The sequence below is a fragment of the Prochlorococcus sp. MIT 1201 genome (assembly GCF_047303415.1).
GTDB classification, from domain to species: domain Bacteria; phylum Cyanobacteriota; class Cyanobacteriia; order PCC-6307; family Cyanobiaceae; genus Prochlorococcus; species Prochlorococcus marinus_D.
This window is the reverse complement of sequence record NZ_CP138947.1, coordinates 1289166-1299699: the sequence shown is the minus strand read 5'-3', so window position 1 is coordinate 1299699 and position 10534 is coordinate 1289166. Positions and strand designations below refer to the sequence as shown.

12 protein-coding genes are annotated in these 10534 nt (G+C 48.2%); 6 read left to right on the top strand and 6 right to left on the bottom strand.

Going from position 1 to position 10534, the window contains the following annotated elements; translation table 11 throughout:
- Positions 1-208: 208 nt before the first annotated feature.
- Complete coding sequence (locus SIB41_RS06290; RefSeq protein WP_413357618.1) at positions 209-790, bottom strand: rhomboid family intramembrane serine protease; 582 nt, start codon at positions 788-790, stop codon at positions 209-211.
- Between the two features lie 305 nt (positions 791-1095).
- On the opposite strand from SIB41_RS06290, the gene SIB41_RS06285 reads away from it, so the two are divergent.
- Both SIB41_RS06285 and SIB41_RS06280 read left to right on the top strand, forming a co-directional pair.
- Positions 1096-1779, top strand: a complete 684-nt coding sequence (locus SIB41_RS06285) for an SDR family oxidoreductase (protein WP_413357616.1) — start codon at positions 1096-1098, stop codon at positions 1777-1779.
- Positions 1780-1805: 26 nt separating this feature from the next.
- Positions 1806-2015 carry a hypothetical protein gene (locus SIB41_RS06280; RefSeq protein WP_413361442.1) on the top strand — a complete coding sequence of 70 codons (210 nt, stop codon included), beginning with the start codon at positions 1806-1808 and terminating at the stop codon, positions 2013-2015.
- Positions 2016-2182: 167 nt separating this feature from the next.
- Here the strand turns inward: SIB41_RS06280 and pstS are convergent, their stop codons facing one another.
- Complete coding sequence (gene pstS, locus SIB41_RS06275; RefSeq protein WP_413357614.1) at positions 2183-3166, bottom strand: phosphate ABC transporter substrate-binding protein PstS; 984 nt, start codon at positions 3164-3166, stop codon at positions 2183-2185.
- Between the two features lie 350 nt (positions 3167-3516).
- Here pstS and SIB41_RS06270 point away from each other — a divergent pair, with 350 nt between their 5' ends.
- The gene (locus SIB41_RS06270) at positions 3517-3855 is read left to right on the top strand and encodes a c-type cytochrome (RefSeq protein WP_011129888.1); all 339 of its coding nucleotides are present in this window, start codon (positions 3517-3519) and stop codon (positions 3853-3855) included.
- A gap of 73 nt (positions 3856-3928) precedes the next feature.
- Here SIB41_RS06270 and SIB41_RS06265 read toward each other — a convergent pair whose 3' ends face one another.
- The 3 genes from SIB41_RS06265 to SIB41_RS06255 all read right to left on the bottom strand — a co-directional run bounded on the left by SIB41_RS06265 (position 3929) and on the right by SIB41_RS06255 (position 5763).
- The gene (locus SIB41_RS06265) at positions 3929-4813 is read right to left on the bottom strand and encodes a GNAT family N-acetyltransferase (protein WP_413361282.1); all 885 of its coding nucleotides are present in this window, start codon (positions 4811-4813) and stop codon (positions 3929-3931) included.
- A gap of 90 nt (positions 4814-4903) precedes the next feature.
- Complete coding sequence (locus SIB41_RS06260) at positions 4904-5161, bottom strand: DUF6737 family protein (protein WP_413361280.1); 258 nt, start codon at positions 5159-5161, stop codon at positions 4904-4906.
- The gene (locus SIB41_RS06255) at positions 5158-5763 is read right to left on the bottom strand and encodes a PCC domain-containing protein (protein ID WP_413361278.1); all 606 of its coding nucleotides are present in this window, start codon (positions 5761-5763) and stop codon (positions 5158-5160) included. The genes SIB41_RS06260 and SIB41_RS06255 overlap by 4 nt, the downstream gene beginning before the upstream one ends.
- 176 nt (positions 5764-5939) lie before the next feature.
- On the opposite strand from SIB41_RS06255, the gene SIB41_RS06250 reads away from it, so the two are divergent.
- Positions 5940-6158: a ribbon-helix-helix domain-containing protein gene (locus SIB41_RS06250; protein WP_011129892.1), complete on the top strand. Its 219-nt coding sequence runs from the start codon at positions 5940-5942 to the stop codon at positions 6156-6158.
- A 394-nt stretch (positions 6159-6552) separates the two neighbouring features.
- Complete coding sequence (locus tag SIB41_RS06245) at positions 6553-7086, top strand: hypothetical protein (RefSeq protein WP_063420327.1); 534 nt, start codon at positions 6553-6555, stop codon at positions 7084-7086.
- A 27-nt stretch (positions 7087-7113) separates the two neighbouring features.
- Here the strand turns inward: SIB41_RS06245 and SIB41_RS06240 are convergent, their stop codons facing one another.
- On the bottom strand, positions 7114-8193 hold the full coding sequence (locus SIB41_RS06240; RefSeq protein ID WP_413361275.1) for a transporter substrate-binding domain-containing protein: 1080 nt from the start codon (positions 8191-8193) through the stop codon (positions 7114-7116).
- A gap of 744 nt (positions 8194-8937) precedes the next feature.
- On the opposite strand from SIB41_RS06240, the gene SIB41_RS06235 reads away from it, so the two are divergent.
- Entirely contained in the window at positions 8938-10467 is a 1530-nt protein-coding gene (locus SIB41_RS06235; RefSeq protein ID WP_413361273.1) for a hypothetical protein, read from the top strand.
- Positions 10468-10534 lie beyond the last annotated feature (67 nt).

The following is a 10534-nucleotide window of genomic DNA, read 5'->3' as shown; positions in this document are numbered from 1 at the left end:
AAAAGTTTCTAGCTATAGATGTCTTGACCAACAAGGCATCTATTTTTATGCTGATTTTAAAAAGTAAAAACAAGCGAATTGGCGACAAAGTCTTTAGTTAGTGAGTCGAGTCTATGCTTGTCTAAATGACTTGTGAAATTGAATAATGAATGCAAGATGCATTGAGTTAGCAAAGGCATCGTAAGTATTTTCATCTTTTCTCTCTATATCAATAACGAGATGTTGTATTCTCTGATGGTACCCCTGAAATTGCAAGTGCAGCAAAAATACCTCCAAGAAATCCACTAGCATGCCCGATCCAGCTGACTCCAGCTGGAGAAACTCCAGGGATTAAAGCAGTTAAATAATTGCCAAAAAGAATCAGGCAGATTATTGATAGAATAATCGCCCAGAAACTGCTCTCAAGAAAACCGATTAGCAGGAGATAACCAAGCAGTCCATAAATAACGCCCGACATGCCATGGCTGCCCCTAGGCCAAAACAACCAAACAGGTATTTCCATCACAACAACAGCGATCAAAACAGCAATGTAATCACGATAGCCCTTGGTTAGCACCAACCAGCTCAAAGGTAAAAACATAATTGTGTTAGAGATCAGATGGCCAAAACCTGCATGGCTAAATGGAGCTGTAAGTACACTCCACCAAGGCATACCAGGCCCTAATGGCAGATTCCAACTCCCCGAAAAAAATAGCTGATCAATACTCTCCTGCAGCCAAGCAATCCCCACAATGATGAGAGGGAGTAATAACCGAAAGGTCGGTATCTGTTTGCGTTTGGATTGGTTCACTCAAGATGCTTTGAAATGACAATTGCATGATTCACCATTTTATTGTGCTGCAACTTCCCTACAACTCCATTAAGGCATCGCAGTAATCAGCAGAGGTGCAGATCAATAATGTGCGATGAAAGCTGATCTTCCCTGACATTTCGAACCTAAGAACGGTTCTCCAGCAGGCTTGAATGATGGCTCTACCAGTGATGAATCGAATTGCTAAGGCGAAAATCCAAGCGTTTTGAAGCTAGAGCATTGATCAAACAACAGCGTTCTATATATATTTTCGCTAGACCTTGTGCAATCTTCAGCAAATCGACATGGGCATCAAGCTGGCCATCAGTGGAGCCTCTGGCAAAACCGGCTATCGAGTTGCCGAGGAAGCCCTAAAGAAAGGGAATCAGGTGCGCCTGTTGCTTCGTCCAAGCTCCCTTTTGCCCGCCAATTTGAGCCAATGCGATCTACGGCGCTTGTCATTGGCAGATGAAACAGCCCTCGATCAAGCACTTGAAGGCTGCGACGCGCTTGTGCTCGCAACAGGAGCCAGACCCTCTGCAGATCTAACCGGCCCTGCGCGGGTGGATGCCTTAGGAGTAAGACATCAAATCGCCAGTTGCCAAAGGGTTGGCGTCAAAAGGGTTGTTCTGGTTAGTTCGCTCTGTGCCGGACGATGGCTGCATCCACTCAACCTTTTTGGTCTGATCTTGGTTTGGAAACGTCTAGGAGAACAGGCACTTGAGCAAAGCGGTCTCGATTGGACTGTGATCAGACCAGGTGGCCTGAACGATCGAGAAGAGAACCTGGAGAAAGAAGGGATCCTTTATACAGCGGCCGATTGTCAGGAAGACGCTAGAATTCCAAGACGATTAGTTGCGCGTTGCTGTATCGAAGCCCTCAAGACTCCTTCGTCAATTGGCCGCATTATTGAGGTCACGAGCAACCCTGATCTGAAGCTAATCACAATGCAACAAGCACTTAAAAATATCAATGCTCTGGCGTCATAGTGTCGTCATATGAGGAGAGTCTGGTCATGAACACCAATGCCAAAATTGATGCCTTGCAGCTGATGCTTACCGACCTGCGCACTCGTAACGAACCCATTCGTCACAAGGCGGCATTTCGAGGCTGCCAACCTGAGTTTCAGGCACTTGTTACCAAGCTGATTGAACAACTTGAAAGCGAACTTCTTGAGGAGAAACAACGTAAAAGAAACCATAGTAACCATGCATCTGGCTCTTGATACCTACCAGTGGTTAAGCCTAATTAATCAGCATTGGATCACAACATATTGGCTTCTAAACGAGAAAAAATATAGGCCAACGGAACAGGCAGATTTCTAAAGGAATTGATTAGCCCCCCACTTCTAATGATTGGGAAAAGACCAGTTAATTGAATCTAGTGATTTGATCACTTGCTGACCAAGCCAACGGCACTACGAGCTTTGCCCAGAATTTTGCCTTGAAGGGGAACAAATCCCAAACCATCAGCTTGCGCCTGAGCCTCATCACTCAACATGTAGTCAAAGGTTGTTTTAAGAGCATCAAGGTTGCTGCCATTACCAGTTTTGTATGCCAACAACCAGGTGAGAGTGGCAATCGGATAAGCCCCTTTGGCTGTGGGGTTTGGATTGGTACCAGCGAGATTGGCGTCTAACTGGATGCCATTGAGGGCAGCAGCTCCTGTATTCACACTTGGCTTGAGGAACTCGCCAGAGAGATTTTCAAGTGCAGCAGCTTTGACCTCTCCTTTGATGAATGACTGATTCACATAGCCGATGGCACCTGGTGTGTTTGTAATCACACCAGCAACACCTGAATTCCCTTTGGCGCCCACCCCTGCTGGCCATTCCACTGATTTACCGGTTCCCAGGGTCCATTGTTTAGAAAAGGCCTGCATGGAATTGGTAAATGCCTTGGTGGTGCCAGAGCCATCAGAGCGATGCACCCAAGTGATCTTGCCTGCAGGGCAATTGAGTTGATTCCAATCAGTGATGCTGCCAAGAGCAACTTGAACCGCTTGCTGTTGGGTCAACTTCAGGTCGCAGTTGCGGTTGTAGCCAAAGGCGATGGTGCCTCCCACCATGGGGATTTGCACCAAGCCACGCTGAACCTTGTCAATATCCTCCTGCTTCATCGGATCATCCGATGCCGCGAAGCTCACGGTCTGATCAATGAAGGCTTTACGACCAGATCCAGAGCCAACAGCTTGATAGTTGACCTGTGGCCCCCCAGCCGTGGCCAGCTCAGAGAACCAACGGGTATAGATCTTTGCAGGGAAGGTTGCACCAGCTCCGCTGAGACGGCCGGATGACCCTGAGGTGCTGCAAGCCGTGATGCCAACACCGAGAACGACCACAGAAAGGAGCAAAAGGGCCTTCTTTGAGAACGACATGGGGCCCCTGAAGGATTTCATCAACCCATAACTAGATAAGAAATGCCCTTTGATGGGAAAAAGTCAGCAATTGACTAGGAGATCTTGATGAATCGGTTAGTGGTTAAGGGAGATAAGAACGTTCTACCCAGTAGAACCCTTTTCTTTGCTCTAGGCAAAAACCCAGCAACTGAACTATCAAAGGGAGATTCCTGCCCCCTTGCTTAGCCAAGCAAGGCTTCGCCTTGATCTGCAAAGATCAACAAGGAGTTGGTCTTTCGGTGAATATTTGAATTAATAACAGCTTCTATCCAAAAGAGCTCAATGCCCATTTGATCACCAACAATGGTTGGCGTTGATACCTGCTTCTGATGCGTAGGCTACTTTCAGCTCTCCTTGCTATCACCGTATGCTTTGCAGCTCCTTCTTGGGTGATGGCTGCTGACTCGGCCCATGGCGGACAAGTCTTCTCGTCTACTTGTGCCGCATGCCACGCTGGCGGTGGCAACATCGTAGATCCTGCAAAGACCCTTCAAAAAGCCGCCCTAGAAGCAACCTTAAGCAACTACGGCTCAGGGCATGAAGAAGCAATTGTTGCCCAGGTCACCAACGGTAAAGGCGGCATGCCTTCTTTTGCAGACGTCCTCAGTGCAGCAGATATAGCTGATGTAGCAGCCTATGTTGAAGCCCAAGCCAGCAGTGGTTGGTAGTTAAAAGTCAATCAATCGATTCAAATCCTTCAATCAAGCTGGTTTATTAACCAGCTTGATTGAAGGATTTTTTTTAGCCCAACTCCAAGCAGGCCAAACCATAAACCTCGTCTAAAGGAATAGATGGTTGTTCTCCGCGATACATGCGCAAAGTTTGAGAAACAGCCCTGAAGCCAAGTCGTTTCAGCAGGGGCTCTGCCGAAGAGTTTCCTCCAGGTGCGTCCAAGATCACCATACCTGGATGGCGTTGGATCAAACGCTTCAACAACAGCTCCGCGAGTTGCGGACTATCAGCCAATAGCGGCCCAATCCGCCAGCCTTCGCCATCACGTAATAAACAAGGCCGGATCCTGCCAAATCCATGGCAACAATCGTTGCCATCTACCAGTGCCAACACATTACCGGCAGGATGCTGAAGCCAATCGGAAAGGAAGTGAGGGCGGGGGCTGGGTTCACGTATGGCGTCATAAGACTGAACAGCCATCGCGGGAATCGAATCACCCTCAAGCAGTTGCAACCCTGCGCCATTGGAATAGTCATCGTCGTCAATCAGGTTGCCATCACAAATCCTTTGCCAGCGAGTTGTCGGCGATGAAATTGCAAAACCCCATCCGGCATAGTCGTCAATTCGATCGTATGCAGCCTCTAAACCAACGCAAGGAAGATCAACGAGATGCTCGAGAGCATGTTCCCATAGCTCAACTCCATACCCATGACCTCGATGTTCCGGAATGACAAGGAACAATCCGATGAAGCCATAGGCGGCGTTGTAGCGAACTCCAGCAATGCAACCGACAGGCTGATTGCCAAGCCAACCGACCCATAATCCCTGACGGTCGGTATGACGATAAATACTTACATCACCAACACCAGGAGCAAAGCCTTCTGCCCTGGCCCATTGCGTAACCATAGCGATGTCATTGCGTTGCAGCGGCCGGATCTTTAGCAGCGAGGCCATAACGGAGCAATTAACGAGATGTTTTTCAGGACCAAGCTGGTTTGGAGATTGATCCAATGATGGGGCGTGATATTTAAAGATTGAGATCCATCAGGATGAGATTTGATCTTGTTCCGAAAGTTGCTGCTGAATCTGCTGGCGATAGATCCCTGGGGCTAGCACGAGAAACAAGCCCCACCATCCGATCACGCCTATAGCGATCAGAACAGTAAACCAAAGCAGATTGGGCCACCACCAGCTGACAGCGACACAAGCAACACCTGTGAGCAGAATGCTCCAGGGTTGACACCACCAGGGTTTTTCATCCCAAAAGTTTGCTGTAGTTGCTTTGCCTTGATCACTACTCATCGCAGTGTCTCTAGTTGGCCAGAAGCATGCATTTTCGATAGTTCATCGTAACCGCCAATCAACTCACCATCGATGAACACCTGAGGGAAAGTATTGAGCTCACTACGCTGATTGAACGCCTTGAAAGAGGCATCATTGTCGATGCTCTTAACGGTGTGCGGAATGGAAAGAGAACCAAGCATCCGCAGAGCTCTGGTCGACCAAGGGCAACCAGGCAGAACAGCAATTTCGACCCTTGGTGTCTTAGAAGGATCAGAAGGCTCTTGTGGGAGAGACTGATCTAATAAACCCACCAACAGATCAGCACCCTTGAGCACAAGGGTTCCTGGTTCAAGATGGCCACCCCATACCTGACAGGCACTATCAGAGAGGCTTAGATGCAGATGCACACTATTGGGAGAAACTGTGCCATTCAGAGTGATGATCTCCAAGTTTCCCTCGAGGACAGTAGGCCCTGACTGACCAGGACACTGAAATGCTGCACGCGAAAGATTGCCAACCACACCAAGAACAAAACCTGAGCTGTTCTGTTCCTGAGCTATTTTTTGAAGGCTTATCAGCAGGTCGCTGCCTGGAGCAAGCTTCAATGGCAGCGATCGCATGGAGTTCTCCTTCGACAAAGCAGAGATTAAGAAGTCAACAGTAAATACCGGTCCTCAGAGCTGATCGATAGACGACTCGAAGATTGCCATAGAGAGCTTGTGGGCATGAATGGCAAGTTATTGCTGAACTATTGATGCCAAGCTAAGACGTCAAAGTGTCGTCACTGCAGAACCCAATGGCCGAGCTGCAAGAGCGCCAACGATTCTCTCAAGAGGCTCCAAGTGCAGCAATGGTGGCCGATTCTGCTCAGTCGGAACGCCTCAATGTGACCCTGCCGGTGGGTTTGATGAATCGGCTCAAGCAGCATGCCCTTGCAGAAAGCCGTAGCTGTAGCAGCCTTGCCTCGTTCTTGATTGAAGATGGACTGCGTCGTCATCGTCAGTTAGACGGGTGACGACCAGTTCTACTAAATAGCGAGGATCTTGACTGTTTAGATGCTGACGTAAGTGCAGTATTAGAAGGTTGACTAAATAGTGTTGTTGGTTCGTCTTTGCTGTATTGATGAGTTGGAGGGGCGGTTTACTGGATGTTTATAGTCTCAATCTCTATGAAAATAATATTGAGATAAAAGTATCTTTATAGCTTCTGCGGCAATGATTTGTTTCGAATCTTTTGAGTCGATCGTTGATCGACTTAGTCATCCAGTGTAAAATAGTTCTAATTAAATACTGCATCTATGGAGAGTCAATGTAGGCAGCGCTTATTAATTTTATAAGTTGATCTGAATACACCTGCTCTTAACCTCTGTCAATGTGGGGATCTGCCAAGTTGTTATTTTGTCCTCCGTAATGCATCTTACCAGCCAGAAAGGATGTCGTCTAGCCATCGGTGCTTATCCAGCTTTTAGTTATGACGCTAGAGGTGGAGGTGGAGACGGCCTGCTAGGGCCTTTAAATCAAGATGGGCTGAGAAGTCTTCGCTTTGATCCAAAAAACCTGATCATTCCTGCTCTCAGCTGGCGCACAACACAGATACTTGGCTTGCCAATGCCTCCTGGTTTGAACATCAGCATTACAACCCAAAAGCTTGAAGGGTCTTTCGCGCCCGATAGTGGTGAACTATCACTTCAGTTTAAAGCGCAATTCTGTTTCACAGTTGGCAGTTGGCTCACTGCTCCTGATCTGACTGTGAATACATGCCTCAGCAGTGGAAAGGTTGAGAGTCAGCGCCATCATGTACAAGGACAGGCACTTGATGCGGATGGCAATGCCGTACTTGTGGGCGTCGCCATCGTGCCACTCAGTGGAGCCGCATGGCTGGATCAATTTTTGGGACTACCCGATGAAGCGCTAGCAGTGCTGAGGTGTCAGCTGCAAAACTAAATGTTTGTGAGTATTAGATTAGAGGAATTATTTCAAAAGCCTGTCGCTTATCGCTTTAACTTGATGACTGCGTTCAAGACGAAGGAGTTCAATATTAATCAAACGTTCCAATTGACTATCACTAGGCACGACAAATCCATAGGTCTGAAGGGAAAGTCTAAAAGGTGCTAATGTCAGAGATTTGTCTGGATTGTTTTTCATATAATAACTCAAGATAGGTGTGTCTGAGATCACTCCTGAGACTTTATTTCTCTTGATTAGATGAATGGCTTCCTTAAGGGTTGGTACTGGAAACGGCCGTGCACCATATGATCTGGCTAAAGATACACCTGTGGTGCCAGTAACTACACCAATTAATTCACCATCCAAATCCGATGGTTTCATGACCCCAGGCAATTGCGTCTGAGATAGCGAGACGGTAAATGCCGAAGCCAATCCTGCAGTAATTGTCGACACTGATACTAGCGAAATTACCATCCAGACCCCTGCTATAGACCTTCCTGCTTTCGTTAAAGGTGCACGGTCTCCGTAACCTACGGTTGTGAGTGTAACCAAGGCAAACCAAAGCCCATTCCCTAGACCCTTTATATATTGAGGCGGAAAATGTTCAGGGTTGCGTTTTCGCTCTGCAAGCCAAATCAGATTGCCTACACAGAAGAGTGTAAAGAGCAAGAAAGTGATAGAAGATAAAGCAGCGACACCAAAGAGAGGCTTGATCCTTTCCCACAGTCCGGGTGGCTGTGATGGTACTAAAACACCCTCCTCTGCATAGAAATAAGGTTGCGTGAATTCAATCCCATTTCTTGCTACTCGATCTGGCGTAATGCTGATAGGCCCGATGGCTAAATCAATCTTTCCATCAGCCACAGCCTTGATGTTCGAATCTATGTTGGGATATGGAATGAGAAAGTATTCAAGCTTCTCTGCATTGGCAATTTGTCGCCAAACTTCAACACTAATTCCCTCATATACACCAGCTTTCTTGTCCACAAATGGTGGCGAACCACTCACTCCAACCCTCAAAGCCATTGCCTGAAGGGGAGACGGAGTCGCCATGACAATCAAGGCAGCAACGGAGAGCCGTCTCTTTAAATTCATGCCGCTCATCAATCGCCTATACACGAACTGAAAAGCCCATCTCACCTAAGGCTGCCATAGGAATGCGTACGATTCTTATCCACACCACCAAGACAAGAAAGGTTGTAAGACCAGTCTGAGCAAGAACTTCAGAGGAGAGACAAGCACCAGCTTATTTCTGTTCAAGGCGACGAACGATCAAAATCATTGCCAGAACGGATCCAACCAGGGCACTAATCAGAAAAAGAGTCATCTAGAAGCTACGAATGCAAAGGTCATCTTAGATTGCGATCAACAGCCCTGATGAGCGTTTTGCTATTTCCTTTTGTAAGCCTTAAGTGCTTGCAAGTTTTGCAGATGGTTTCCTCACGCAACCACAACCTTTGAATAAGACAGCATCAGACGGTGTAACTAGGTCAAACAGATTGATCGCGTTTCGATGGCATGACAAAGCCAGCCAAGCCAAATTCTTCCCTAAGCAACATTGATGTTGCTAGGAATAGAAAACGGATGCAGAAAAAATACGGCTAACAAGCATTGACTATGAAAAGGCTTGAAAGCGATCAAAATTCAGTACAGAAAACCCTTTTGGAATCATGAGAAGGTTATAAATTCTGGTAGAGAAGGTTTGAAGCTCGAACGTTTTTGCCTGTTTCATTTTTGAGTAAGAAGCCATTCACTAACGACTTCTTTCATCTAGGGAGTTGACGGGAAGCCATTGATGCAGTGAGCTTTAGCTGAATTTGATGATGGTGAAGGTAGCCATTTTTTTACTTGCCCCGAACGAAAACAGCTACAACCAAAGCAAAGGCAGCCCCACTTAGACGTGCTGGTCGCACAGCCTCTCCGCCAAGGCGGCGACGGCGGCCTCAGCGTAGGAGATCTCAGCTATCCAAACGCTTACTTGTGATGGGGTTGCCGCTCACTGTTTTTGCTGGTCTTGTGGCTCTGGCTCCGAAAGCACCCGAACGTTTCAACCCAAGTCAAGTCGTCCCAGAGAGCATTAAGAGACAAGTGAATGCTCCCTTTCGCTATCGACCAAACGATGATGCGTACGCACTCGATTTTGATCCACGTAAAGTGAAGTTCGGCCTTCTTGAAGGCTGGGATAGAGAACAGGACGCTTTCCAGGACTCCTCTTCACTGGCATTTGTCTCTGGTCCGATGTACGAGAGGCATGTCGACATTGGTGGCCAAGAGATCACAGTTCCCCTTGGAGATCTCAAGTTGGGTCAACGCGTCTGGAGAAGTCGTAACCGCGCTGCCTCCATCCAACGCGCCTACATAGGCATTCGCTACAACGGCAGAGTTGACTTCGGTTACGGAGAACTAACAGCCAATCGTGCCTCCACCTACGACACCTTTATCGGTGGACTACACAGCATTTACAACGATCTGGAAGCGCCTCCTCCTCGCTACAAGGGCGCATACAGCATCAGCATGGGCCAGCGGATCCGCTACTACCTTCCTCGCATCAGGATGATCATGGGCCTGCGACAAGACGGGCGTATAGAGGTATTAATGAGCAGAGATGGGTTAACCCTTGAACAGAGCAAGGATTTAGCCCGCAGCCGTGGCCTTGTGGCGGCTTACATGCCAGACCATGCCTCCAAGAGTCGTTTGATCATTCCAGGCGTCAAGGGCTTTACGGAGGATGACGCCAATTGGATCAGCGGTGGTGTCACAAGCTTTGTGCATGTTCCCTATCTCCTGAGGCTCAGTGAACGGCGCTTCCAACTTCAGGGCACCTTGGCAGCCTCTCTCAGCCCCAGGATTGATGGGGCGCAAGACTGCAATGGAGTTAATTGCCAACAATGGCCGGGCGGAAGACTGTTCGACAGGGCCCTAGCTGGACTGAATCGATTGATCGAGCAAGGTGTGGAGCCCATCGCCAGGATGATCTGGGCGCCCAAGCCCGGCACTACCATTCCCAGCGATAGCCAAAGCACTTTTCTGGCTCGTAATAGTGATCGAGCTCCTTTGCGGGAACCGCCGATTACGGCAGATCCACTGGTATTGCTCGAAATGCCCGAAAAGTTTGATTCACCTTCGAATCTTCAAGATAACGACCCCTTGAGAACGGATCTGGAATGGGGCACCCCCCTGCTTCCACCTGATCTGCCACCACCTTTGTTGCTTCGGGAAGGCAAGGCCCTGCCTCCAGGCCAGGAGATCCATCAACGAAGAGACCCGATCCATGACAATCCAGACGAAATCGAGCCTCCCCCACTGATCGGAACTCCACCACTACCGCTATTACCTCCACCACCGCTGTCTGCATCAGAGGTAGGACTGATCAATTAACAGTTCAATCAATCGTTTTCATAGCAGGCTCCTACCGATAAGGACTTGCCAATTTGAATCGTGTTCA

Excerpts from the sequence above, each read along its gene's own strand:
- SIB41_RS06285 (WP_413357616.1), top strand. The coding sequence starts at position 1,096 with ATGGGCATCAAGCTGGCCATCAGTGGAGCCTCTGGCAAAACCGGCTAT.
- SIB41_RS06280 (WP_413361442.1), top strand. The coding sequence starts at position 1,806 with ATGAACACCAATGCCAAAATTGATGCCTTGCAGCTGATGCTTACCGAC.
- pstS (WP_413357614.1), bottom strand. The coding sequence starts at position 3,166 with ATGTCGTTCTCAAAGAAGGCCCTTTTGCTCCTTTCTGTGGTCGTTCTC.
- SIB41_RS06270 (WP_011129888.1), top strand. The coding sequence starts at position 3,517 with ATGCGTAGGCTACTTTCAGCTCTCCTTGCTATCACCGTATGCTTTGCA.
- SIB41_RS06265 (WP_413361282.1), bottom strand. The coding sequence starts at position 4,813 with ATGGCCTCGCTGCTAAAGATCCGGCCGCTGCAACGCAATGACATCGCT.
- SIB41_RS06260 (WP_413361280.1), bottom strand. The coding sequence starts at position 5,161 with ATGAGTAGTGATCAAGGCAAAGCAACTACAGCAAACTTTTGGGATGAA.
- SIB41_RS06255 (WP_413361278.1), bottom strand. The coding sequence starts at position 5,763 with ATGCGATCGCTGCCATTGAAGCTTGCTCCAGGCAGCGACCTGCTGATA.
- SIB41_RS06250 (WP_011129892.1), top strand. The coding sequence starts at position 5,940 with ATGGCCGAGCTGCAAGAGCGCCAACGATTCTCTCAAGAGGCTCCAAGT.
- SIB41_RS06245 (WP_063420327.1), top strand. The coding sequence starts at position 6,553 with ATGCATCTTACCAGCCAGAAAGGATGTCGTCTAGCCATCGGTGCTTAT.
- SIB41_RS06240 (WP_413361275.1), bottom strand. The coding sequence starts at position 8,193 with ATGAGCGGCATGAATTTAAAGAGACGGCTCTCCGTTGCTGCCTTGATT.